At 61.5% G+C, this 22245-nt stretch carries 25 protein-coding genes; 14 read left to right on the top strand and 11 right to left on the bottom strand.

Going from position 1 to position 22245, the window contains the following annotated elements:
- Positions 1–63 precede the first annotated feature (63 nt).
- The 5 genes from ACTRWK_RS01970 to ACTRWK_RS01950 all read left to right on the top strand — a co-directional run bounded on the left by ACTRWK_RS01970 (position 64) and on the right by ACTRWK_RS01950 (position 4022).
- Entirely contained in the window at positions 64–441 is a 378-nt protein-coding gene (locus tag ACTRWK_RS01970; RefSeq protein WP_037944690.1) for a rhodanese-like domain-containing protein, read from the top strand.
- A gap of 315 nt (positions 442–756) precedes the next feature.
- Positions 757–2433, top strand: a complete 1677-nt coding sequence (rpsA, locus tag ACTRWK_RS01965; RefSeq protein ID WP_235183804.1) for a 30S ribosomal protein S1 — start codon at positions 757–759, stop codon at positions 2431–2433.
- A 275-nt stretch (positions 2434–2708) separates the two neighbouring features.
- Entirely contained in the window at positions 2709–2993 is a 285-nt protein-coding gene (gene ihfB, locus ACTRWK_RS01960) for an integration host factor subunit beta (RefSeq protein ID WP_005849411.1), read from the top strand.
- On the top strand, positions 2993–3343 hold the full coding sequence (locus ACTRWK_RS01955; RefSeq protein ID WP_289081202.1) for a LapA family protein: 351 nt from the start codon (positions 2993–2995) through the stop codon (positions 3341–3343). Before ihfB ends, ACTRWK_RS01955 begins: the two co-directional genes overlap by 1 nt.
- A gap of 34 nt (positions 3344–3377) precedes the next feature.
- Positions 3378–4022, top strand: a complete 645-nt coding sequence (locus ACTRWK_RS01950; RefSeq protein WP_289081203.1) for a phosphoribosylanthranilate isomerase — start codon at positions 3378–3380, stop codon at positions 4020–4022.
- A gap of 18 nt (positions 4023–4040) precedes the next feature.
- On the opposite strand, the gene kdsA is transcribed toward ACTRWK_RS01950, so the two are convergent.
- From kdsA to ACTRWK_RS01925, 5 genes are all read right to left on the bottom strand, one after another.
- Positions 4041–4874: a 3-deoxy-8-phosphooctulonate synthase gene (gene kdsA / locus ACTRWK_RS01945; protein WP_005849405.1), complete on the bottom strand. Its 834-nt coding sequence runs from the start codon at positions 4872–4874 to the stop codon at positions 4041–4043.
- Positions 4871–6580: a capsule biosynthesis protein gene (locus tag ACTRWK_RS01940; protein ID WP_289080025.1), complete on the bottom strand. Its 1710-nt coding sequence runs from the start codon at positions 6578–6580 to the stop codon at positions 4871–4873. The genes kdsA and ACTRWK_RS01940 overlap by 4 nt, the downstream gene beginning before the upstream one ends.
- A complete protein-coding gene (locus tag ACTRWK_RS01935) occupies positions 6558–7217 on the bottom strand; it encodes an ABC transporter ATP-binding protein (RefSeq protein ID WP_005849402.1) in 660 nt (219 codons plus the stop codon). The genes ACTRWK_RS01940 and ACTRWK_RS01935 overlap by 23 nt, the downstream gene beginning before the upstream one ends.
- A gap of 202 nt (positions 7218–7419) precedes the next feature.
- Positions 7420–8322: a cation diffusion facilitator family transporter gene (locus ACTRWK_RS01930; RefSeq protein ID WP_289081204.1), complete on the bottom strand. Its 903-nt coding sequence runs from the start codon at positions 8320–8322 to the stop codon at positions 7420–7422.
- 24 nt (positions 8323–8346) lie between these two features.
- Positions 8347–8691: an ArsR/SmtB family transcription factor gene (locus ACTRWK_RS01925; RefSeq protein ID WP_289081205.1), complete on the bottom strand. Its 345-nt coding sequence runs from the start codon at positions 8689–8691 to the stop codon at positions 8347–8349.
- Positions 8692–8817: 126 nt separating this feature from the next.
- Between ACTRWK_RS01925 and ACTRWK_RS01920 the strand changes: the two genes are divergently transcribed.
- The 3 genes from ACTRWK_RS01920 to ACTRWK_RS01910 are packed head-to-tail and all read left to right on the top strand — an operon-like array spanning position 8818 to position 11656.
- Positions 8818–9405, top strand: a complete 588-nt coding sequence (locus tag ACTRWK_RS01920) for a uracil-DNA glycosylase family protein (RefSeq protein ID WP_289081206.1) — start codon at positions 8818–8820, stop codon at positions 9403–9405.
- Positions 9398–10183: an SseB family protein gene (locus tag ACTRWK_RS01915; protein ID WP_289081207.1), complete on the top strand. Its 786-nt coding sequence runs from the start codon at positions 9398–9400 to the stop codon at positions 10181–10183. The genes ACTRWK_RS01920 and ACTRWK_RS01915 overlap by 8 nt, the downstream gene beginning before the upstream one ends.
- Before the next feature lie 51 nt (positions 10184–10234).
- A complete protein-coding gene (locus ACTRWK_RS01910; protein ID WP_462843772.1) occupies positions 10235–11656 on the top strand; it encodes an FAD-binding oxidoreductase in 1422 nt (473 codons plus the stop codon).
- 17 nt (positions 11657–11673) lie between these two features.
- Here ACTRWK_RS01910 and ACTRWK_RS01905 read toward each other — a convergent pair whose 3' ends face one another.
- A complete protein-coding gene (locus ACTRWK_RS01905; RefSeq protein WP_009825109.1) occupies positions 11674–12204 on the bottom strand; it encodes an adenine phosphoribosyltransferase in 531 nt (176 codons plus the stop codon).
- Positions 12205–12418: 214 nt separating this feature from the next.
- Positions 12419–13291 (bottom strand): S-methyl-5'-thioadenosine phosphorylase, encoded by an 873-nt coding sequence (locus ACTRWK_RS01900; protein WP_037944684.1) that lies wholly within the window; start codon positions 13289–13291, stop codon positions 12419–12421.
- 168 nt (positions 13292–13459) lie between these two features.
- Here ACTRWK_RS01900 and ACTRWK_RS01895 point away from each other — a divergent pair, with 168 nt between their 5' ends.
- Positions 13460–15121, top strand: a complete 1662-nt coding sequence (locus tag ACTRWK_RS01895) for a SulP family inorganic anion transporter (RefSeq protein WP_005849385.1) — start codon at positions 13460–13462, stop codon at positions 15119–15121.
- Positions 15122–15199: 78 nt separating this feature from the next.
- Here the strand turns inward: ACTRWK_RS01895 and ACTRWK_RS01890 are convergent, their stop codons facing one another.
- Positions 15200–15805, bottom strand: a complete 606-nt coding sequence (locus ACTRWK_RS01890) for a flavin reductase family protein (RefSeq protein ID WP_168592508.1) — start codon at positions 15803–15805, stop codon at positions 15200–15202.
- A gap of 37 nt (positions 15806–15842) precedes the next feature.
- Between ACTRWK_RS01890 and ACTRWK_RS01885 the strand changes: the two genes are divergently transcribed.
- Positions 15843–16376, top strand: coding sequence for a GNAT family N-acetyltransferase (locus tag ACTRWK_RS01885; RefSeq protein WP_009825105.1), 534 nt, complete (start codon positions 15843–15845; stop codon positions 16374–16376).
- A gap of 53 nt (positions 16377–16429) precedes the next feature.
- On the top strand, positions 16430–17194 hold the full coding sequence (locus tag ACTRWK_RS01880; protein ID WP_005849379.1) for an EcsC family protein: 765 nt from the start codon (positions 16430–16432) through the stop codon (positions 17192–17194).
- On the opposite strand, the gene modC is transcribed toward ACTRWK_RS01880, so the two are convergent.
- From modC to modA, 3 genes are read right to left on the bottom strand one after another with little or no spacing between them, the layout of a single operon-like run.
- Positions 17191–18279, bottom strand: a complete 1089-nt coding sequence (gene modC / locus ACTRWK_RS01875) for a molybdenum ABC transporter ATP-binding protein (protein WP_462843771.1) — start codon at positions 18277–18279, stop codon at positions 17191–17193. The genes ACTRWK_RS01880 and modC overlap by 4 nt on opposite strands.
- On the bottom strand, positions 18276–18965 hold the full coding sequence (gene modB / locus ACTRWK_RS01870) for a molybdate ABC transporter permease subunit (RefSeq protein ID WP_289081211.1): 690 nt from the start codon (positions 18963–18965) through the stop codon (positions 18276–18278). The genes modC and modB overlap by 4 nt, the downstream gene beginning before the upstream one ends.
- Positions 18962–19690, bottom strand: a complete 729-nt coding sequence (modA, locus tag ACTRWK_RS01865) for a molybdate ABC transporter substrate-binding protein (RefSeq protein WP_462843770.1) — start codon at positions 19688–19690, stop codon at positions 18962–18964. The genes modB and modA overlap by 4 nt, the downstream gene beginning before the upstream one ends.
- 108 nt (positions 19691–19798) lie before the next feature.
- Here modA and ACTRWK_RS01860 point away from each other — a divergent pair, with 108 nt between their 5' ends.
- The 3 genes from ACTRWK_RS01860 (at position 19799) to ACTRWK_RS01850 (ending at position 22188) form a co-directional block, all read left to right on the top strand.
- On the top strand, positions 19799–20257 hold the full coding sequence (locus tag ACTRWK_RS01860; protein WP_243250566.1) for an NUDIX hydrolase: 459 nt from the start codon (positions 19799–19801) through the stop codon (positions 20255–20257).
- 72 nt (positions 20258–20329) lie between these two features.
- Complete coding sequence (locus ACTRWK_RS01855; RefSeq protein WP_235602555.1) at positions 20330–20788, top strand: DUF1178 family protein; 459 nt, start codon at positions 20330–20332, stop codon at positions 20786–20788.
- A gap of 161 nt (positions 20789–20949) precedes the next feature.
- Positions 20950–22188: an aspartate kinase gene (locus ACTRWK_RS01850; protein WP_005849367.1), complete on the top strand. Its 1239-nt coding sequence runs from the start codon at positions 20950–20952 to the stop codon at positions 22186–22188.
- Positions 22189–22245: the final 57 nt, after the last annotated feature.

Below are 22245 nucleotides of genomic sequence, written 5' to 3'. Positions count from 1 at the left end.
GTTGGACTAGGACGTGCCTGGCGGTAGGCTGGGCACGATAGGAATAAACAAGAGGTGCTGACTATGAAGACCGCTCAAGACTATCTCGACGATGCGAATGCCGTTGTCCCCAAGATGGACGCCAAGGACGCGATTGCGAAACATGCCGAAGGCAAGGGCGTCTTTATCGACGTGCGCGATTCCGGCGACATCGCTAAAAGCGGGACCATCAAGGGCGCGCATCGTGTGCCGCGCGGCATGATCGAGTTCCGCGCCGACCCGAACAAGGAAGAGATGTATAACCCGATCTTCGAAAAAGACGCAGAGATTTACCTGGTCTGCGGCGCAGGGGGTCAGGCCGCGCTGTCGGGTAAGACGCTGCACGACATGGGCTATACGAATGTCACCAACATTGGCGGTTTTCCCGGCTGGAAAGACGCGGGCGGCCCGACTGAAAGCTGATACCCGAATAGGCGGATGACCGAATGGACAAGGGCAGGCTACGGTCTGCCCTTTTTGCTGACATCGCCCTGTATGAACCTGTATGAACAGGGGATCACCCGCGCCAGCCCTTGCCTTTGCCCCGAAACAGGGCTATACGCGCGACTGTCTAAGGGGCGGATACACGTTTCGGGCGCGAGATATCAGGCAGGGTCGGTTTCATCCGGCCCTCTTTGTTTTGCGGATCGAATCCCATCGCGGATGACAATTTTAACCACAGACCGGCGGAGACAACCGCGCGGCCAGAAACCAAATGCTAAAGGAAAATCAAGCTACATGGCTATGAACTCAATGGAAGACTTCGAAGCACTTTTGGAAGAAAGCTTTGAAATGGACACGCCCGAAGAGGGCTCTGTTGTCAAAGGCAAGGTTATCGCGATCGAAGCGGGCCAAGCTATTATCGACGTAGGCTACAAAATGGAAGGCCGCGTTGAACTGAAAGAATTTGCCGAGCCTGGCGAAGCACCCAAAGTGGAAGTCGGCGACGAAGTCGAAGTATTCCTGCGTCAGGTAGAAAACTCCCGTGGCGAAGCTGTTATCTCGCGCGAGATGGCCCGTCGTGAAGAAGCCTGGGACCGTCTGGAAAAAGCCTATGCCGCAGAAGAGCGCGTTGAAGGCGCGATCTTTGGCCGCGTTAAAGGTGGCTTTACCGTTGATCTGGGCGGCGCAGTTGCCTTCCTTCCCGGTTCCCAAGTTGACGTGCGCCCCGTGCGCGATGCCGGCCCTCTGATGGGTCTGAAGCAGCCGTTCCAAGTTCTGAAAATGGACCGTCGTCGTGGCAACATCGTTGTTTCGCGTCGTGCAATCCTTGAAGAATCCCGTGCCGAACAGCGTGCCGAAGTGATCGGCAACCTGACCGAAGGTCAGGAAGTTGACGGTGTGGTCAAGAACATCACCGAATACGGTGCCTTCGTTGATCTGGGCGGTGTTGACGGCCTGCTGCACGTCACAGACATGGCATGGCGCCGTGTGAACCACCCATCCGAGATCCTGTCGATCGGCGAAACCATCAAGGTTCAGGTCATCAAGATCAACAAAGAGACGCACCGCATCTCCTTGGGTATGAAACAGCTGCAAGAAGATCCATGGGATCTGGTTCAAGCCAAGTACCCGCTGGAATCCACGCACACTGGCCGCGTCACCAACATCACCGATTACGGTGCATTTGTTGAGCTGGAGCCAGGCGTTGAAGGTCTGGTTCACGTTTCCGAAATGTCCTGGACAAAGAAGAACGTACACCCCGGCAAGATCGTTTCCACCAGCCAAGAAGTCGAAGTCATGGTTCTGGAAATCGATGGCGCCAAGCGTCGCGTTTCCCTTGGTCTGAAACAGACCATGCGCAACCCATGGGAAGTGTTTGCTGAAACACACCCAGAAGGCACCGAAGTTGAAGGCGAAGTCAAAAACATCACCGAATTCGGTCTGTTTGTTGGCCTGCCAGGCGACATCGACGGCATGGTTCACCTCTCTGACCTGAGCTGGGACCAGCGCGGCGAAGAAGCGATCCAGGACTACCGCAAAGGTGACACGGTTCAGGCCGTTGTTTCCGAAGTTGACGTGGAAAAAGAACGCATCAGCCTGTCGATCAAAGGTGTGGGCGGCGACAAGTTCGCAGAAGCAGTGGGCGGCGTGAAGCGCGGTTCCGTTGTGACTGTGACCGTGACCTCCATCGAAGACGGTGGCATCGAAGTCGAATACGAAGGCATGAAAGCCTTCATCCGTCGCTCCGATCTGTCGCGTGACCGTGCCGAACAGCGCCCCGAGCGTTTCTCGGTTGGTGACAAGGTTGACGTCCGCATCACCAACGTTGACGCGAAAGCACACCGTCTGGGCGTGTCGATCAAAGCACGTGAAATCGCAGAAGAGAAAGAAGCAGTCGAGCAGTATGGCTCCTCTGACTCCGGCGCATCCTTGGGTGATATCCTGGGTGCCGCTCTGAAAGGCGACGAATAAGCCTTAGCGCTTGTTGCACAGATCAGGGGCCTCGCAGTGCAGACTGCGGGGCCCTTTTTCGTTGCGAATCGCAATCTGTGGCGAGGGGCAGGGAAGGGCGGCTGGCAGCGCTGTTCCGGGTGGTTGCGTGAAATGTGACTAAAAAATGACTGGAAAACAGCGACTTCCCGCTACTTAATCGCAATAATAGAAATATGCATGACTTCACGAACGCGTTTGGTTTGCTATAGTCCCATCTAGTTAAGACATTAATTGCGCACCTCGGAGGACGTTAAATGATCCGGTCAGAACTGATCCAGAAGATTGCCGACGACAATCCCCATCTCTATCAGCGCGACGTGGAACGGATCGTAAATACCATCTTCGAAGAGATCACCGGCGCGATGTCCGACGGTGATCGGGTAGAGCTGCGCGGCTTTGGTGCCTTTTCAGTGAAAAAACGTGACGCCCGTGTGGGCCGGAACCCTCGCACTGGGGAAACGGTTCATGTAGAAGAAAAGCACGTGCCGTTCTTCAAGACCGGTAAACTGCTTAGAGATCGTTTAAACGGGAATTCCTAATGCGTTATGTTCGCTACCTCTGCATCGCAATCTTCGCCATTGCACTGATCTCGGTTGCCTTGGCCAACCGGTCTATGGTGTCGCTGAAGTTGCTACCGACCGAGGTATCGGGCTGGTTCGCGTTGAACCCTGAAATTCAGGTGCCGCTGTTCCTTGTTATTCTGGGTAGCATCATCGCCGGTCTGCTGGTGGGTTTCGTCTGGGAATGGATCCGCGAATACGGCCAGCGTGCCGAAGCCGCACGTCAGGCCCGCGAAATGCGCCGTCTGGAGCGTGAAGTCGCACGCCTGAAAGGCGAGAAATATCAGGACCAGGACGAGGTTCTGGCGCTGCTGGATCAAGCAAGCTAAGCGGGCCTATGCCCCTTAGCGCAGGAACCATCCGATGACCCAAAATTTGCACGTGAAATTCTGCGGCTTGCGCAGCACGCAGGATATTGCGGCGGCCGCTGCGGCCGGTGCGCGCTATGTCGGTTTTGTTTTCTTTGAAAAATCCCCTCGGCACGTCACGATTGATCAAGCCGCTGAACTGGCCATAGAGGTGCCAATGGGGCTGTGTAAGGTCGCGCTGACGGTCAACGCGGATGACGCCTTTCTGGATGCGCTGACGGCGGCTGTGCCTATTGATATGCTGCAGCTACACGGCAAGGAAACGCCCGAGCGTGTCGCCGAGGTCAAGGCGCTCTATGGGCTGCCGGTGATGAAGGCGGTCGGTGTGGCCGATGCAGATGACCTGCCACAGATTGATGCCTATATGGCCGTGGCAGACCAGATCCTGATCGACGCGAAACCGCCCAAAGGGGCAGCGCTGCCCGGTGGCAATGGATTGTCCTTTGACTGGCGTCTGATCGCAGATCGCACATGGGACAAGCCGTGGATGCTGGCAGGGGGGCTGACCCCTGACAATGTGGCTCAGGCCGCCCGTATGACCGGGGCACGTCAGGTAGATGTCTCTTCCGGTGTGGAAAGCGCGCCGGGTGTAAAGGACGCGGGGCTGATCGCGGCATTCGGAAACGCCGCGAAGGTCTAGTATTGGCAGAATGGCCCCTTAGAAGGTGAGGGGGTATTCCTTGGCCAGCGCGTCGAATTTCATCAACGACGCAACCAGTGCTGGCATCTGATCCAGATAGATCATGTTCGGCCCGTCCGACGGTGCGTTGTCCGGGTCTTCGTGGGTCTCGATAAAGACCGCGCCCACGCCAATCGCGACCGCTGCGCGCGCCATGACGGGGGCGAACTCGCGCTGTCCGCCGCTGGAGCCACCTTGCCCACCGGGCTGCTGGACTGAATGGGTCGCGTCCATCACGACAGGGTATCCGGTTTGCGCCATCTGCGGCAGGCTGCGCATGTCAGCGACCAGCGTGTTGTAGCCAAAGGAGGTGCCGCGTTCGGTCAGCAGGATACGTTTGTTGCCGGTGGATTCGATCTTGGCGACGACGTTGGGCATATCCCACGGAGCCAGAAACTGACCCTTTTTGACGTTCACAACCTTGCCCGTATTGCCCGCGGCCAGCAGCATATCGGTCTGGCGGCACAGGAAGGCGGGGATTTGCAGGATGTCGACAGCCTCGGCCGCGATGGCGCATTGCGCTTCGGTATGCACGTCGGTCAGAACGGGGACGCCGATGGATTTGCCCACCGATTGCAGCACAGCCAGACCTTCGTCGATGCCAAGCCCGCGTTTGCCACCAAGAGAGGTGCGGTTGGCTTTGTCATAGCTCGCCTTGAACACGAACTGCGCGCCCACGGCATCGCATGCCTCTTTCATCTGGCCGGCGATCATCTGTGCGTGGGTTTCGCTTTCCAGCTGGCAGGGGCCTGCGATCACCGTCAGCGGGCGATCATTTCCGATGACGACATTTCCAACGGTGACTTGGGTCATTTTGTTACCTGTTCTTTCAGAATGGAGGAGGTCAGCGATAGCATGAGGTAGATGCCCGCAAAGATCAGGAATGTCAAAATCGTGTTCTCGAACTTGCGTGGGTATGAGGCGCTTTGCGACGCCACCGGACGCACCGCGACGGTCAGATATCGGACCTGACGGCTGGCCTCTGTGCGGGCTTGTTCCATCTGGGTCTGGGACGCCTGCAAGGCGGCATCTGCCGCGGCCAGATCGGCCTGCGCCAGTTGCAAGCTGACCGCTTGTTGTGCAAGCGAGTTGGTGCCCTCGGTCGCGCTGTTCATGCGTTCGTTCAGCTTGTCCAGCTGCGCGCTAAGCCGGCGCACGTCGCCTTGGGCACCGTCCACCTTGGCGCGGTTCGGGCGCGGGTTGTCGAGCAGGGCGGCGAGCTCAAGCTCTTTTTCCAGCAGCAAGGTTTCATAATTGGTGATCTGCCCGCGGATCGACGCGATGACTGCCTGCGGGTCCACCCCGTTGTCGACCTGCAGCTTGATCAGCGCTTCCTGCGCCTCGCGGCGTTTGGCGACCGTCTGCTCATAGGCTTCGCGGGCGTCGCGCATGCCATCTTCGCGCTTTTGTTGCGACAGGGCGTTTACGCGTTCTTCGGCATATTCCAGCAGGTGTTCGGAAAAGTCTTTCGCGACCTCGGGATCGGCGGCGATCACCTCCATCCGGATCATGCCTTCGGTCGGATCGTATCCGATTTTAACGTTGTCCTTATAGTGTTTATACGCTTCCTCGTTCGACGCGTCAGGGTTCATCCGCTGGATCGGGTCGATCGCGGGGTCCGAGAAATGCTTCATAAAGCCGACATCACGGTCCAGCCGCAGCATCGCGTCTTTTGACTGCAGGTAGCTTTGTGTCGCGATACTATCGGCGGAGTTGGCAAATTGCGTTGGCAGCAGCCCGCCAAGGGGGCCAAGCCCACCCGTGCCTTCGTTCTGGATAATCAGGAACTGGCTGTCTGTCGCATACATCGGCGTGGCGATGTTGTAGAAATAATACCCGCCCATGATTGTGGGCAGCCCGACAAAGAACGCCAGACGCACCATAAGCAGCCCCATCTTGCGACGGCGGCGCTTGGTGATGTCACGCTGGATGTCCGAGATCTCGCGCATGCGGCGTTCCATCGGATTAACGTCGGTCGAGGGCAGGTTGCGCCCCCCGGCAGGGACGGTCTGGGGAAGCTGGATGCGCCCTTTCTGCAATGCCGTGCCGGTGGATTGCTTGTCCTGAGGAACGACCAGTTCCAGCATGTTGGAGCGTTGGAACGGGTCGATCCCTTCGGCGCGCAGCAACCGCACCGCATCGAAGTCAGAGGTCGGGGCAAGCCCGTGTTTTTGCGCCACGCGACGGGCCATGCGCAATTGGCGGCCGGTCAGCCCTTCGCGGCGGATCGCGTCGATGTCCTGCTCTCCGCTGACTTCGGTCGCCGATGACACCTCGCCGCTGCGGGCGTCGGTGGGTGGGGTCGGGCGCGCAGCGGAGGCTGCGGCAGCTTGGCTGGGCGCTGCAGCTTTCGGTGCTTCGCCGCGTGATGCAGCCGCAGCGCGTGGCGCGTCGGGGGCCTGCGGCTTTGGCGTGGCTGCCGCGGGGGCATCACGTTCGACCGCGTCGGTTCCTTTTGGGGCCGCAGCAGGGGTCGCACGTTTGATGCGGAATTTTCTAGCCTTGGGTTTCGTAGTCATAAAGCTGTTTGGCCTCTTCCAAGGTGTCGAAGATATGTAGCTTTCCGCCAAGCAAGACAGCAGCGGACCGCGCGAATTGTTCCAACGTCTCGGCTTGGTGCGAAACGATGATGATCGTCGTCGTGCGCAGCCGTTCTTGCAGAATTTCGCCCGCCTTGCGGTTGAACTCCACATCTGTGGTGCTCGGCATGCCTTCGTCGATCAAATAGATGTCGAAATCAAGCGCAAGCAGCAGTGAAAACGAAAACCGTGATTTCATCCCGGCCGAATATGTCCCGACGGGCTGGTCAAAATATTCCCCCAACCCACACAGCCAGCGACAAAAGCTTTCGACGTAGTCAGGGTCCAGCCCATAGAGACGGGCAATATAGCGGGCATTCTCTACCGCGGAAACCTTGTTGACTACACCGCCCATGAACCCCAGCGGGAAGCTGATGTTGCAGCCGCGCCGGATCTCGCCTTCGTCCGGCTTTTCCAGCCCCGCCATCATATTGATAAGAGTCGTCTTGCCGGTGCCGTTCGGGGCGAGGATGCCAAGGGAATGACCCAAATCCACACGAAATGACACATGGTCGAGAATGACCTTGTGTTGCGTGCCAGTCCAAAAGGACTTGGAGACGTTGTCGAATTCCAGCATGCCTGCTCCGATTGGTGCTGTTGCGGGTATGTCGCGCCCTGTTTCCCGAGCCTTGGGCGGTGTCTAGCCCTCTATTTTGACTATATTATGTCGTAGTTGGGGCCGAATTTACAAGGAGCCAAAACGACCCACGCGCCCGAAGGCAGTGCCATCGGCGATGGTTTGCAGGGCGCGCTATACGAAAGGTCGAGGGGTGCGGGTGTTAGTGACCGATCACCTTGGCATCGTGGCAATGGGCATCCTGGGTCTCAAGCTCTAGCGTGACGTGGTTCAGATAGAACTCGGACTTCAGATAGGATTTCAAGGCTTGGCGCAGGGCGCTTGGGTCGGTGCCTTGTTCGGCGACGATATGGGCGTCAAAGGCAGCGCCGTGTTCCTCCATCAGCCACAGGTGCACATGATGGACATCTGTAACACCGGGCTGGTCGCGCAGTGCCGCGATCACGTCTTCGGTGCGCAGCGCATCAGGCGAGGCAAGCATCAAGATCCGCGCCACCTGCGGCAGTTCGGTCGCGGATTGCCAAAGGATGTATCCGGCAATCAGCAGCGTGGCCAATGGGTCCACCCAAGCCCAGCCGAACAGGATCATCAGCGTCCCTGCCACGATCACGGCAACCGACCCCAAGGCATCGGCCACATTGTGCAAAAAGGCCGCGCGGATGTTCACGCTGGATTTCGATGCGCGAAAGGTCAACGCGGCGGTGCCCAGATCCACCAGCAAGGCGATGCCAGCGACGATCACCACGATCCAGCCCGCCACGGGTTCGGGATTGGCAAAGCGCATCGCGGCCTCATAGACCAGATACAGGCCGATCACGATCAACGTGGTATAGTTGATCAGCGCCGCGACCGCCTCGATCCGGCCGTAGCCAAAGGTCATATCTGCATTGGCTGGACGGCGGGCGATCTTGCGCGCGGCAAAGGCGATGATCAGCGCGATGGCGTCGCTGAAGTTATGCAGCGCATCGGCGATCAGCGACAGGCTGCCCGCGACGATCCCGCCGATGACCTGCGCGACCGTGAGGCCGAGGTTGATCGCCACCGCGAGGGCAATCTTGCCGTCGCCGCTGTCGGGATCGACGTGATGGTGGTGACCGTGTGACATGGGGGGCTTTCGCTATCTGTGGTGTTAACCGTGGGGATGATCGGGGCAGGGGACCACGGCGTCGGCGCAACACTCTGTCATCAGGAACTCGGATAGATCCTGTACCGCGTCATGGGATACCGCCGCGCAGATGGTGCTGCGCCCCTGCCGCTGCTGGCGCACCAGCCCTGCGGCCACAAGCAGTTTCAGATGATGGGTCAGCGTCGACCCGGTGATGCCCGCGCGATCACCCAGCGTGCCGATGGTCAACCCGTCAGGGCCTGCGCGCACCAGCAAACGGAGAACTTGCAACCGTTGCTCTGACCCGAGCGCGGCAAAGCGCGCAGCGGCCAGGGCGAGATCAAGGGGGGAGGCGGGATTCATTTTCATTTTTTTAGAAATATAGAAATGATTGGTCGCGTCAAGTTCATTTCGAAATGTCTCGAAATGAGTGCTGGGCACCACCGCGTCACCGCCCCCTTTGAAACCGGCGCGCCACCGCTTAGGTCTACCCCCATGACCGACATCCGCCCCGAACTCAGCCAATGCACCCTCTGCGCCGACCGCTTTGCGGCAACGGCGACGGGGCACCGGCCCAATCCGGTGGTCTGGTTCCAACCGGGCGCGCGGCTGCTGATCGCCTCGCAGGCGCCGGGGTTGAAAGTGCACGAGGCGAACACCCCCTTCTGGGATGCCTCTGGCAAACGGCTGCGCGACTGGCTGGGCGTGGACGAGACGACCTTTTACGACCGCAGCCGCGTGGCGATCATCCCCATGGCCTTCTGCTTTCCGGGCTATGACGCCAAGGGCAGCGATCTGCCGCCCCCGCCGATCTGTGCGAAAACATGGCGAGCCCGGGCGCTGGATACCGTGCCCGATGTCCGGCTGACCGTGTTGATCGGGGCCTATGCCATGCGCTATCACCTGCCCGGGTTCACCACAGTCACCCGCGCCGTCGCCGATTGGCAAAACCACCCGAGGGGCGTCTTTGCCTTGCCTCATCCCTCGTGGCGCAATACCGGTTGGCTCAAGAAAAATCCGTGGTTCGAGGAGGACGTGCTTCCCCGGCTCCGCGCTGCTGTAAGGAATGTACTGGATGACTGAAGCGACGCCCCTGGACATCGCCCATGCCGCCATGATGGCCGATGAAAGCGATGACGCTGCCCGCCTGCGGTTCTATGAACGCATGGCCGATGTGGAACTTTTCCTGCTGCTCGAAGCCGAACCGGACGCCGATCAGATCAGCCCTGTCCTGCTTGAGGACGCCTATGTGCTGGTCTTTGACCGGATCGAACGGCTTGCGGCCTATGTCGGGCAGCCCGCGCCCTATGTGGCACTGTCGGGGCGCGCGATCGCGGGGATGCTGGATGGCCAACCGCTTGGCATGGCGGTGAACCTGGATGTCGCCCCTTCGGCGATCCTGCTGCCCGACAGCGCCGTGGCTTGGCTGCGCGACACACTCGCCCATGAAGCCGGAGAGGTCGAGGCGCGCATCGACCGTGTTCTTCCGCCCAAGGGCCTGCCCGAAACGCTGATTGCCGCGATTGATGCCAAGCTGGCGACCGCCACAGGCATGGCGGCAGGGGCGTGGCTGGTCGGGGTTGAATATACCGGCGGCGGGCGCGGGCATCTGCTGGGCTTTGTCGGGGCCATCCCGCGCGCACAAGACGCGCTGGTACGTGCCGCTTCCGAGGCGCTGACATTCTCGGGTATCGATGCGGGGGCGATGGATGTGGGCTTCTTCGCGCCCTCTGATCCGACGGTTGAAAAACTGTCGAAAGTCGGGCTGCGTTTTGATCTGCCCCAGATGGACCCGCTGGAAAAAACCCCGCGGATGGAGGCCCCCGGCTCTGACCCGTCAAAGCCGCCGATCCTGCATTAGCGAGGACCAAAGCCGCTTGCATCCCGCCCCGCTTGGCGCGATCAATAGGCCATGACATTGAACCCCGCCGATCCCGCATTCGAGGCCGCGCTGCGTGCCGATCTGTCGCCCGACGTCTTCCGCGCGGTCGAACCCCGATATCTGGAAGAACCCCGCGGGCTGTATGCCGGAAAATCGGCCGTGCTGGCCCTGCCACGCACGGTCGAAGAGGTCGCGATACTGATCCGCCATGCCAATGCAGCACGGGTCGGCGTGATCCCCTATGGCGGAGGTACCGGACTTGTGGGCGGTCAAGTGGCAGAAACTGGCCCCGCCTCACTGATCCTGTCGCTGGAACGCATGAACAAACTTCGCGCTGTCTACCCGGACGAAAACGTGTTGGTGGCAGAGGCGGGGATGATCCTGTCTGACGTGCAAGACGCCGCCGAGGCGGCGGATCGCCTGTTTCCCCTGACCCTCGCGGCTCAGGGCTCTGCCCGCATTGGGGGTAATCTGGCGACAAATGCGGGTGGCACCGGCGTGCTGCGCTATGGCAACGCCCGTGATCTCTGTCTGGGGCTAGAGGCCGTGCTGCCCGATGGACAGATCTGGAACGGCCTGACACGGCTGCGCAAGAACAACACCGGCTACGATCTGCGTCACCTGCTGGTCGGTGCCGAGGGCACGCTTGGCGTCATCACCGCCGCGGCGCTCAAACTCTTCCCGCGGCCCGCCAAGACGGGGACCGCGCTGCTGGTCGTGAACTCTCCGGCGGCGGCGCTGAAGCTGCTGTCGCTCGCGCGCAGTCAGTTGGGCGAGATGATCAGCGCGTTCGAGATCATGAACGGCGTCGGGCTGGATTTTCTCACCGAAAAGATGCCCGAACTCCGCCAGCCCTTCGACACCCCGCCAGAATGGAGCGTGCTGATCGAATTGGGCCTCAGCGGTGATCTGGAACCGATGGCGGCGCTCGAGACACTGTTTGCCGCCGCCTTCGAGGCGGAGCTGGTGACAGACGGGCTTATCGCGCAAAGTCAGCAGCAGTCCGAAGATTTCTGGGCCGTCCGCGAGATGATGCCCCACGCCAACCGCCAGATCGGGTCGATCTCCAGCCACGATATCTCGGTCCCCTTGGGTGCGCTGCCCGAATTTATCATCCGCGCGGGGGAAAAGATCGGCGCGCTGGGCGATTTCAGGATCAATTGTTTCGGCCATGTGGGCGACGGCAACCTGCACTACAACGTTTTCCCGGTGCAGGGCCGAAGCCGCGAGGATCATCTGGAGGATCGCTTGCCCATCAAGACGGCGATCCATGATCTGGTGCACGAACTCGGCGGCTCTGTCAGTGCGGAGCACGGGATCGGGCGGCTCAAGGTCAAAGACCTCGAACGTTATAGCGATCCGGCGAAGCTCTCTGCGTTGCGCGCGATCAAGGCGGCGCTGGATCCGAACGGGATCATGAACCCCGGCGCGATGTTCCCCGCGCCGGAATAAAGTCTCGGCAATGCGGTTTACGCGCCTTCAAAGGCACAAAGCGCGTTGACCTCCATCCCCATCGCTTCCAGCCGCTTGCGCCCGCCAAGTTCCGGCAGGTCGATGATAAAGGCGCAGGACACGATCTCGCCGCCCAAACGCTGGATCAGCTTGATCCCCGCCTCGGCGGTGCCACCGGTGGCCAGTAGATCGTCGACAACCAACACTTTCTCACCGGGCTGGATCGCGTCGTCGTGCAGTTCCACAATCGCCTCGCCGTATTCCAGCTTGTAATCCTGAGAGATGGTGCGACCGGGCAGCTTGCCCTTCTTGCGAATAGGTACAAAGCCGACGGACAGCTGATGCGCGATCGCGCCGCCCAGAATAAAGCCGCGCGCCTCAAGCCCGACGACCTTGTCGATGTCGATGCCGGCATAGGGGTGCAGCATCTGGTCGATGGCCATACGGAACCCGCGCGGGTCGGCGAAAAGCGTGGTCACATCGCGAAACATGATCCCTTCGTGGGGGAAATCGACAATGGTACGGATGTAATCTTGAACCTGTTTCATGCAGTGCTCCGGTCGTTGGGCTTTGGTCGGTCGCCACACCAGCGCAACAACCGCGCCACAGCGTTAAGCGACACGCCCCCTGTCAGCAAGCATCTTCCACAGCGCGGCCCCGCGGGACATCACGTCAAAGCCGCAAGGCCCCGCTTCATTTTGCCAAATAAACTCAGCTGGCACAGCACTCGCAAAGGGTGCTGCGACAGCGTTTGCAGGGCACCTAAAGCACACGACCCGCGACGGCATCCAGCTTGGCCACAAGGGCCGCGTCGCGCATTTCTGGCTGGGTCATGATCGCATATTCCAACGCGCGGTCGCAGCCATGCGGGCAGGGGGCGCGGTCGGCTCCTAGCAGTTTGGGCAAGCGGGCGACCAACTGACGGCCCTTGTCGGCATTGCCCATCAAGGTCTCGATGATCTTGGTCACATCGACCTCGCCGTGGTCCGGGTGCCAGCTATCGTAATCCGTGATCATCGCGACCGAGGCATAGCAAAGCTCTGCCTCGCGGGCCAATTTCGCTTCGGGCATATTGGTCATGCCGATCACATCCGCGCCCCAGCTTTCGCGGTACATCTTGGATTCCGCCAATGTGCTGAACTGCGGCCCCTCCATCGCAAGGTAGGTGCCGCCGCGGTGCACGTTGATGCCGGCGTCGCGCGCAGCGGTTTCGCAGGCGTCGCCCAAACGCGGGCAGGTGGGGTGCGCCACGCTGACATGGGCCACGCAGCCGGTGCCGAAGAAAGATTTCTCCCGCGCGATGGTGCGGTCGATGAACTGGTCCACGATCACGAAATCTCCCGGTGCCATTTCATCGCGGAACGACCCGCAGGCCGAGACGCTGATCACATCCGTGCAGCCGAGCCGTTTCAGCGCGTCGATATTGGCGCGGTAGGGAACGGTAGAGGGCGCATGCACATGTCGGCGCCCGTGGCGCGGCAGAAAGGCCATCTCTACCCCGTCGAGCGTCCCGGTCAGGATCGCATCGGAGGGCGGGCCCCAGGGGCTTTCCACGGTAAGCCATTCGGCCCCCTCCAGCCCGTTGATGTCATAGATGCCGGAGCCGCCGATCACGGCAATTTTCGTCTGTGTCATGAAGTCGCCCTTGGATTGAGTTGCGGGCAGAGTATCAAGCTTGGCCCATAGGGAAAGCCTCAAATCCGGCCCGCGCCGTCGCGTGGCTTCCATTTTGTTCACGTTTCAGCTAGGAGGCCGCAAAGACCTTTCCGACTTATTGATGCGATTTGACCCGAAGGATGCCCGATGGCGCGTACCACGTTCCGTAGTTTTACCAAAAATCTTGATGTGACCGACCTGAGATGGATGCCGGGAGAGGGGTTCTCTCCGTCGCGGCTGCGCATCGAATTGCTGTCGGGGCTGACCGTCGCTCTAGCCCTTGTGCCCGAAGCGGTTGCCTTTGCCTTTGTCGCAGGGGTCCACCCGTTGGTGGGCCTCTATGCGGCCTTCCTGGTGGGGTTGATCACCGCGTTGATCGGCGGGCGTCCGGGGATGATCTCGGGGGCGACGGGTGCTTTGGCGGTTGTGATGGTCGCATTGGTCGCGCAGCACGGTGTTGAATATCTGTTCGCCACGGTCGTGCTGATGGGGCTGATCCAGATTTTCGCGGGTGTCATGCAATGGGGCAAGTTCATGCGGCTGGTGCCGCACCCTGTTATGCTGGGGTTTGTGAACGGTCTGGCCATCGTGATCTTCCTTGCCCAGATGGGCCAGTTCAAAGTGCCGGGCACGATGGTTGATACAGGTCACGGCATGTCGGGTGGCGAATGGCTGTCGGGTGGGCCGTTGTATCTGATGTTGGCGTTGGTAGCCGCGACGATGGCGATCATCTGGGTCATGCCGCGCATCACCAAGCTGATCCCCGCACCGCTGGCAGGCATCGGCATCATCGCCATTCTGGTGATCGCGACGGGCATGGATGTGCCACGGGTCGGCGATCTGGCCTCGATCGAGGGCGGCTTTCCGACGTTCCACATGCCGTTTGGCGAAGGTGTCGGCCTGTACGGCACCGCCTTGGCACCCTTCACGCTTGAGACGCTGTATATCATCCTGCCCTATGCGGTGATCCTTGCGGCCATCGGCCTGATTGAATCGCTGCTGACGTTGAACCTTGTCAGCGACCTGACTAACACCCGCGGCGGGGCCAGCCAGGAATGTATCGCACAGGGCGTGGCCAATACCGTGACCGGCTTCTTCGGCGGTATGGGCGGCTGCGCCATGATCGGTCAGTCCATGATCAACGTGAAATCCGGCGGGCGCACGCGGGTTGCGGGGATCGCGGCTGCGGTCTTTTTGCTGCTGTTCATTCTGGTCGGCGCGCCGCTGATCGAACAGATCCCGCTGGCAGCACTGGTCGGGGTGATGTTCATGGTCGTGATCGGCACCTTCGCGTGGAACTCCTTTGGGATCCTGCGCAAAGTGCCCCTGACCGATGCCTTCGTGATCCTGCTGGTGACCGTCGTCACCGTCTATGAGGACCTTGCGGTCGCGGTGGTCGTCGGTGTGATCGTGTCGGCGCTGGCCTATGCGTGGAACAATGCGCGTCGCATCCACGCCAAGACATACACCACACCTGAAGGGGCCAAAGTCTATCAGATTCAGGGGCCGCTGTTCTTTGGATCGTCCGAAGGTTTCGCCGAGCTCTTTAACGTCAAGGCCGACCCCAGCGAGGTGATCGTCGATTTCGAGGACAGCCGCGTTGTGGACCAATCCGCCCTGCAAGCGATCGAGACGATTGCCGCGAAATACGAAGGCGCGGGCAAGCGCATCCAGCTGCGCCACCTCAGCCGCGATTGTCACCGTTTGCTGAAGAAGGCCGGGCATCTGATGATCGATAGCGACGATGATCCCGACTACGAGATCGCGGCGAATTATCAGGTCCGTACCGGCATTCTTGGCGGTCACTGAACCGCCTGACCGACTGAAACAAAAAGCCCCCGATGCAGTCCGCATCGGGGGCTTTTCGCTTTTCGGGATGGGGCGGGATCAATCGTCGGGGCGGATGATCTCGAACACGTCGGTCACGCGGGCATAATCGCGGTAGCCCAAGCGGGACAGCGGTTGGTAGGTCGTCACGTCGAACCGCCCGTCCTTGATGCAATCGTCGCGCATATGGACGCCGACGACCTCGCCGAAGACGACAAAGTTGTTCTCTCCCTCGATCTTGACCATCTGGGTCATGCGGCATTCCAGGCTGGCAGGGGCGGTCGCCACACGGGCGCAGTTGATCTGGTCGCAGTTCGCTTTTTCGATGCCAGCGTGGCCGAATTCATCCGCGCCATGGGGCAGCGTCGCAGAGGAGGCGTTCATCGCGTCGCGCATCGCGTATTCGACAATGTTAACGCAGAAGACGCCGGTCTCGCGGATGTTGGCCATGCTGTCCTTGGTCCCGTCCACATCGGCCTTGGTCCCGGTAGAGGCAAACATCACCTGCGGCGGCGTATAGGCGACCCCGTTGAAAAACGAATAGGGGGCCAGATTGTCGTTCCCGTCTGCATCGCGGGTGGAGATCCATCCGATCGGGCGTGGGGTGACAATCGCGTTGAACGGGTTATGGGGCAGGGGGTGGCCGTCTTGCGGGCGGTAGAACATCAAACTCTCCTCATGGTTTGCACCTATGGCTAGCGCCATGATAAAGGCAGCGCCACAGGAAAACCGTCCAGAGGGCCACGCCTTGTATCATATTACCCCCGAGACGGCTGCCGATCACTGGGAAGTCGAAGCGTTGTACGACACCTGCTTTGCGCCGGGACGCGAGGCGTTGTCGTCCTATCGCCTGCGCGACGGGGTGCCGCCGGTGGCAGGGCTGAACCATGTGGCACGTGACGCGGGCGGTATCCTTGCCGGGGCCATACGCTATTGGCCGATCTGTATCGGTGCCCATGCCGCGCTGTTGTTGGGGCCCGTTGCCGTGCACCCGACGCGGCAGGGCGAAGGCTTGGGTGCCTTGCTGATAGAGGGCAGTCTGGCGCAAGCGGCCCCGCTGGGGTGGTCGCGCGTGATGCTGGTGGGGGATGCGCCTTACTATAACCGCTTCGGCTTTACCTTGCTGACCGATGTGGTGATGCCGCCGCCAACGAACCCTGAACGGGTGTTGGGCCGCGCGCTGGTCGATGGCGCGTGGGAGGGCATCGCGGGCGATGTCACCGCTTGGCCACATTGAAAGCGACGGCGGGATGGCCCACATTCTAGCCAAACAGGCGGAGGCCCCACCCCATGCAGATTGAAAGCAACCTACCCAGCACCATTGACGTAGAGGCACGGCTGGACCAGATCGCCAAGCGCTACAAAAGCGCGGGCGGCGTGGGTATCAATGTGTTGAACGTCATCGGCGGCAGCGCCGAGGGGTTGATCGACAAGCTTCCCTCGCCCGTGCGCCGCAATCTCGAAAGCGCCACCGTCAAGGCATTGGGCCAGGCGATGAAGGCAGCGACGTCGACGCGGTCGATGGTGCCGGACCAGAAAAGCTGGCTGAACCAGGCGGTCAGCGCGGCGATGGGGGCGGCGGGCGGCGCAGGTGGCCTGCCCACGGCACTGGCAGAGCTGCCGGTGACGACGACCTTGTTGCTCCGCGTTATTCAGGGGGTAGCGGTGGAACACGGCTTTGATGCCCATGCCGAGAACGTGCAGTTCGATTGCGTGCAGGTGTTCAGCGCCGCGGGGCCCTTGTCAGAAGATGACGGGGCCGATCTGGCGTTTCTGTCGGCGCGGGTCGCGTTAAGCGGGCGCGCCATGCAGGCGGTGATTGCCAAAGTGGCTCCGCGTCTGGCGCTGGTCTTGGGGCAAAAGCTGGCCGCGCAGGCGGTGCCGGTGCTGGGGGCGGTGGCCGGTGCGGCGACCAACTATGCCTATACCAGCTATTACGAAGATATGGCCCATGTGCATTTCGGGCTGCGCAAGCTGGCGATTGATGCGGATGTCCCCCACGAAGAACTGGTCGAACGGCTGCGCGCCAAGGTCGGGCTGCGCAAGATCGCCTAGCGCCCGATACTGCCCGGCGCGACCGTGGTGGCCTTGAGGATCGCATAGCAGGTCATGCCCGGTGTCAGGCCAAGCTCGGCGACAGCGCGGGCCGTCACACGGCTGAGCAACCGGTCACGCCCCGCACGCAGGGCAATGGCCGCGCCTGGACCGTCGCCGGGATGAATCGCCTCGACCGTGACGGGCAGCACATTGACCGAGCTCAGCCCCTCGGGGCGGGTCAGGGACAGGATCACATCTTGGGCCAGCACCCGCAGCCGCACGCGGGCACCGGCATCGGCGTGCACGCCGGGCAGCTCAAGCTCTCCGGCGCTGATCCGCAGGGTCGTGATCCCGTCATTGCCATGCTCAAGGACATCCGCCTCGATCACGGCACCCGCCTCGCGGACACCAAGCAGGGGCACGGCGGCGGGATCGGCCATGACATCGAACAGCGGGCCCTGCGCCTGCACTGTCCCGTTCTGGATCAGTACAAGCGTATCGGCTAGCCGCGCGATCTCGTCCACTGCGTGGCTGACATACAGGATCGGCAGCCCCAGCGGCCCGTCGCGCAGCCGTTCGAAAAAGGGCAAAATCTCTTGCTTGCGGGGCCCGTCCAGACTGGCGAGCGGTTCATCCATCAGCAACATGCGCGGGTGGCTCAGCAAGGCACGCCCCAAGGCGACGCGCTGCTTTTGGCCGCCTGATAGCGTGGCAGGCGCGCGGTCAAGCAATGTCTCTAGCCCAAGCAGTGCCACCACGTCGCGTTGTGACGGGCCGCTGCTGCCGCGCGGCGCATAGCGGGCACCGAACATCAGGTTTTGCGCCACGCTGAGATGCGGGAACAGTCGCGCATCCTGAAACACGGTGCCAAGGCGGCGCTTGTGAGGGGGGACATAGATGCCGCCTTCGGTGTCCAGCAGCACCTCGTCCTCGATCACGACGCGCCCGCGGTCGGGGTGGAGCAAGCCGCCAACAGCGTTGATCACGGTGGATTTTCCGGCCCCCGACCGGCCAAACAGCGCGGTGATGCCGGGCCCGGCCTCAAGCGCGAGGTCCAGCGCGAAGCCGTCAAAGCGGTGCGACAGGGACAGGGAAAGCGTCATGTGCCCGCGATCCTTTTGGCAACGCGGCGGGCGAGCAGCTCGGACAGAAGCACGGCGCTGACCGCGATGGCCGAAGACATAAGCACCATCGCCACCGCCTGACCCTCGCCACCGGGTATCTGCAAGGCGGCCCAGATGGCGCTTGGCAGGGTTTGCGTCTGGCCGGGGATATTGGCGACAAAGGTGATCGTGGCACCAAATTCGCCCATGGCTTTGGCAAAGCCCATCACGGTCCCCGCCAGCACACCGGGCAAAATGAGGGGGAGGGTGACACGGGCGAAAACCGCCACGCGGGGGGCACCGAGCGTGGCAGCGGCGTTTTCAAGCTTGGGGTCCACCGCCTCTATCGCGAGGCGCATGGCGCGGACCATCAAGGGGAACCCCATGATGATCGCCGCCAGCACCGCGCCGGACCAGTGGAACGCCAGTTGCAACCCGATGGCGTCCAATGCGCGGCCCAAGGGCGCGTTCCGCCCGAATGCCATCAGCAGCAGATACCCCGTGACCACGGGCGGCAAAACCAGCGGCAGATGCACGGCGGCATTCAGCAGCGCCTTGCCCCAGAAATCCCGCCGCGCCAGCAGCCACGCCACCCAAAGCGCCAGCGGGATCGCCAGCAGCGTCGCCCAAACTGCAACCCAAAGCGACAGACGCAGCGCGTCCCAGGCGGCGGCGTCTGCGGTCATTCAGGCAGCGGCTTGAAGCCGTGGCGGGCAAAGACCGCGCGGGCGTCGTCGGACTGCAGATGCACCATGAAGGCCGCGCCGCTGTCAGTAAGCGCGGCGGCGGGGTAGGTGATCGGGCTGTGTGTCCCCTGCGGGATATCGTAAAGGATGCGGACCTGTGGTTCGGCCAAAGCATCGGTGCGGTAAACCACGCCCAAAGGCGTCTCTGCCCGCGCGACCAAAGCCAGGGCGCTGCGCACGTTATCCGTCTCTGCCAGATGCGGGGCGATTGCCTCCCATTGTCCGGTAACCTCAAGCCATTCGCGCGCATAGATACCGGCGGGCACGGCGTCCCGTTGACCCATCGCTAACCGTGCATCGCCAAGGGCACCCGCAAGATCGGCGGGGTCCGGGGCGATATTGCTGTCTGCGGGGGCGATCAGCACAAGCGAATTGCCCAGCAGATCAACCACTGCGTCAGCCTGGACCGCGCCGCGATCTCGCAGCCATGTCATCCAGACCGGTGCGGCGAGCAAGACCACATCGGCAGGGGCACCCGCATCGATCTGCCGCGCCATCGTGCCGGACCCGCCAAAAGACAGCGCCACATCGCCGTCATAGCCGCGCGCGACCTCGTCCAGGGCACCGCGCAGGCTGGCGGCCGCAAAGACCGTCACCGAAGGCTGCTCTGCCTGCGTGAGGGTGGGCAGCAGCGCTGCAAAAATGAGCGGCAAAAAACGTTTCATTCCCGCAGTATCCGCCATGCCGTAGGGGCGTGCAAGGGCGACTGGTCTTGTCATCACGGCACGGGTAGGCTTTTGTTGCCGTACCACCCCGGAGACAGAATGCCCCGCATGAAACAGCTGCCCATATCACTGCAAGGTGCCCGCAAGGGAGAGGTGCGAACACAGTTCGCCGCGCTGTGTTACCGCGTGCGCCAAGGCAAGGTGCAGGTGCTGTTGATCACGTCTCGGGGGGCGAAACGCTGGATTGTGCCGAAAGGCTGGCCGATGGATGCCAAAACCCCCGGTGCCGCCGCCGCGCGCGAGGCATGGGAAGAAGCGGGCGTGCGCGGGCGGGTCACGGGCGGCTGCCTTGGCGTCTATTCCTACACAAAGGAAATGGACGGTGGAGAGATGTTGCCGGTGGTGGCCATGCTCTATCCCGTAGAGGTCAAGATCACCGCCGATAAATACCCCGAAGCCGGCCAGCGCCGGCGCAAGTGGATGTCGCGCAAGAAGGCCGCCAAAATGGTGTCAGAGCCCGAGCTGGCGCGCATGATCCGGGACTTCGATCCGCGTGGGCGGAGTTGAGCCGCTTGACGGGACCGGCTTGCGCCCCCATTTTTAACATATCTTAACAACGAGAGGATGCCTGCGGGCGCGATGATCAAGTTTTCGCTGAAATGTGATCAGGACCACCAGTTTGAAAGCTGGTTCAAATCTGCCGCCGCCTTTGATGCGCTGGCGCAGGCGGGGCATCTGACCTGCGCGCTGTGTGGGTCGACCAAGGTGACCAAGGGCATGATGGCCCCCCGTGTTACAACCGGCGAGCGCCGCGAGAACCGCGGTGAGGGTGGTCAAAAGCCGGACGCCGCAGTTCCGGTGCTATCGAAACCTCAAAGCGCGTTGGAAGAGGCGCTGAAGGCGCTGCGCGAAAAGGTCGAAACCTCCTCGGAATATGTGGGCGATGATTTTGTGCGTGAAGCCCGTGCCATCCACATCGGGGATGCGCCCGACCGGTCAATCTATGGCGAGGCGCGTCTGGACGAAGCCGTCGCCCTGATCGAAGAGGGTATCCCGCTGACGCCGCTGCCGTTTCGGGCCAAGCGCACCACGTCATAGACGGCGGGTCGCAGGCGACCTTTGGCGGGCGGATACCCCGCCGCGTCACCTTGCAACTTGCGGTTCACACATAATTTCCCTGCGTTACGACAGCGGCCTGCGGGCTTGCTAAGGGCGGCGCTTGCGCGTACACCGCGCCGGAGTTTTGCAACGGGGGACATATGCCTGTTCTGGTGATGAAGTTTGGTGGCACGTCGGTGGCCACCTTGGACCGTATCCGCCGCGCGGCCAAACGCGTGGGCGTTGAAGTGGCCAAGGGCTATGACGTGATCGTCATCGTTTCCGCCATGTCGGGAAAGACGAACGAGCTGGTCGGCTGGGTGAACGAAACCTCTCCGCTATATGACGCGCGCGAATATGACGCTGTCGTCTCCTCGGGCGAGAATGTCACCGCGGGCCTGATGGCGCTGACCTTGCAGGAAATGGACGTACCGGCGCGCAGTTGGCAAGGCTGGCAAGTGCCGGTCAAGACGACTTCGGCGCATTCCTCGGCCCGGATCGAGGAAATTCCGCCTGCAAACATCATGGCGAAATTCGGCGAAGGCATGCGCGTCGCGGTTGTCGCGGGCTTTCAGGGCGTTTCCCCCGAGGGCCGGATCACCACGCTGGGGCGTGGCGGGTCGGATACCACCGCCGTCGCCTTTGCCGCCGCCTTTGATGCAGAGCGTTGCGATATCTACACTGATGTGGACGGGGTCTACACCACCGACCCGCGGGTGAGCGCCAAGGCGCGCAAGCTCGACAAGATCGCCTTTGAAGAGATGCTGGAACTGGCGTCGCTGGGGGCCAAGGTCCTGCAAACCCGGTCGGTCGAACTGGCCATGCGGTACAAGGTCAAGCTGCGCGTGCTGAGCAGTTTTGAGGAACAATCAGACGAGGCTGGAACGCTGGTCTGCGCCGAGGAGGAAATTATGGAAAGCAATGTAGTATCCGGTATCGCGTTTTCGCGTGACGAAGCAAAGATGACGCTGGTATCGGTCGCGGATCGCCCCGGCATTGCCGCCGCGATCTTCACCGCGCTCAGCGATGGTGGCGTGAACGTCGATATGATCGTTCAGAACATCTCGGAAGAGGGGCGCACCGATATGACGTGGTCCTGCCCCGTCGATCAGATCAAACGCGCGGAAGTCGCGATTGATGCCGCGAAAAAATCGGGCGAGCTGAATTTCGACGATCTGATCGCGGACACAGATGTCGCGAAAGTGTCCGTCGTGGGTATCGGCATGCGTAGCCACACCGGCGTTGCGGCGAAGATGTTTCAGGTGTTGTCGAACGAGGGTGTGAACATCAAGGTCATCACCACCTCCGAGATCAAAATCTCTGTTCTGATCGACCGCAAATACATGGAGCTGGCCGTTCAGGCGCTGCATGACGCGTTCGAGCTGGACAAACGCGCCTAATTCCCGGGCACCCCACCTGCGAAGATCACAGCGTTTTCCCGCAACAGGGGAAAACGC

This window comes from Sulfitobacter sp. G5_S2_6_S6 (assembly GCF_054968505.1).
The sequence above is the reverse complement of the archived record's forward strand: the minus strand, read 5'-3'. Positions and strand labels throughout refer to the sequence as shown.

Coding starts and splice junctions, on each gene's coding strand:
- ACTRWK_RS01970 (WP_037944690.1), top strand. CDS start 64: ATGAAGACCGCTCAAGACTATCTCGACGATGCGAATGCCGTTGTCCCC.
- rpsA (WP_235183804.1), top strand. CDS start 757: ATGGCTATGAACTCAATGGAAGACTTCGAAGCACTTTTGGAAGAAAGC.
- ihfB (WP_005849411.1), top strand. CDS start 2,709: ATGATCCGGTCAGAACTGATCCAGAAGATTGCCGACGACAATCCCCAT.
- ACTRWK_RS01955 (WP_289081202.1), top strand. CDS start 2,993: ATGCGTTATGTTCGCTACCTCTGCATCGCAATCTTCGCCATTGCACTG.
- ACTRWK_RS01950 (WP_289081203.1), top strand. CDS start 3,378: ATGACCCAAAATTTGCACGTGAAATTCTGCGGCTTGCGCAGCACGCAG.
- kdsA (WP_005849405.1), bottom strand. CDS start 4,874: ATGACCCAAGTCACCGTTGGAAATGTCGTCATCGGAAATGATCGCCCG.
- ACTRWK_RS01940 (WP_289080025.1), bottom strand. CDS start 6,580: ATGACTACGAAACCCAAGGCTAGAAAATTCCGCATCAAACGTGCGACC.
- ACTRWK_RS01935 (WP_005849402.1), bottom strand. CDS start 7,217: ATGCTGGAATTCGACAACGTCTCCAAGTCCTTTTGGACTGGCACGCAA.
- ACTRWK_RS01930 (WP_289081204.1), bottom strand. CDS start 8,322: ATGTCACACGGTCACCACCATCACGTCGATCCCGACAGCGGCGACGGC.
- ACTRWK_RS01925 (WP_289081205.1), bottom strand. CDS start 8,691: ATGAAAATGAATCCCGCCTCCCCCCTTGATCTCGCCCTGGCCGCTGCG.
- ACTRWK_RS01920 (WP_289081206.1), top strand. CDS start 8,818: ATGACCGACATCCGCCCCGAACTCAGCCAATGCACCCTCTGCGCCGAC.
- ACTRWK_RS01915 (WP_289081207.1), top strand. CDS start 9,398: ATGACTGAAGCGACGCCCCTGGACATCGCCCATGCCGCCATGATGGCC.
- ACTRWK_RS01910 (WP_462843772.1), top strand. CDS start 10,235: ATGACATTGAACCCCGCCGATCCCGCATTCGAGGCCGCGCTGCGTGCC.
- ACTRWK_RS01905 (WP_009825109.1), bottom strand. CDS start 12,204: ATGAAACAGGTTCAAGATTACATCCGTACCATTGTCGATTTCCCCCAC.
- ACTRWK_RS01900 (WP_037944684.1), bottom strand. CDS start 13,291: ATGACACAGACGAAAATTGCCGTGATCGGCGGCTCCGGCATCTATGAC.
- ACTRWK_RS01895 (WP_005849385.1), top strand. CDS start 13,460: ATGGCGCGTACCACGTTCCGTAGTTTTACCAAAAATCTTGATGTGACC.
- ACTRWK_RS01890 (WP_168592508.1), bottom strand. CDS start 15,805: ATGTTCTACCGCCCGCAAGACGGCCACCCCCTGCCCCATAACCCGTTC.
- ACTRWK_RS01885 (WP_009825105.1), top strand. CDS start 15,843: ATGATAAAGGCAGCGCCACAGGAAAACCGTCCAGAGGGCCACGCCTTG.
- ACTRWK_RS01880 (WP_005849379.1), top strand. CDS start 16,430: ATGCAGATTGAAAGCAACCTACCCAGCACCATTGACGTAGAGGCACGG.
- modC (WP_462843771.1), bottom strand. CDS start 18,279: ATGACGCTTTCCCTGTCCCTGTCGCACCGCTTTGACGGCTTCGCGCTG.
- modB (WP_289081211.1), bottom strand. CDS start 18,965: ATGACCGCAGACGCCGCCGCCTGGGACGCGCTGCGTCTGTCGCTTTGG.
- modA (WP_462843770.1), bottom strand. CDS start 19,690: ATGAAACGTTTTTTGCCGCTCATTTTTGCAGCGCTGCTGCCCACCCTC.
- ACTRWK_RS01860 (WP_243250566.1), top strand. CDS start 19,799: ATGAAACAGCTGCCCATATCACTGCAAGGTGCCCGCAAGGGAGAGGTG.
- ACTRWK_RS01855 (WP_235602555.1), top strand. CDS start 20,330: ATGATCAAGTTTTCGCTGAAATGTGATCAGGACCACCAGTTTGAAAGC.
- ACTRWK_RS01850 (WP_005849367.1), top strand. CDS start 20,950: ATGCCTGTTCTGGTGATGAAGTTTGGTGGCACGTCGGTGGCCACCTTG.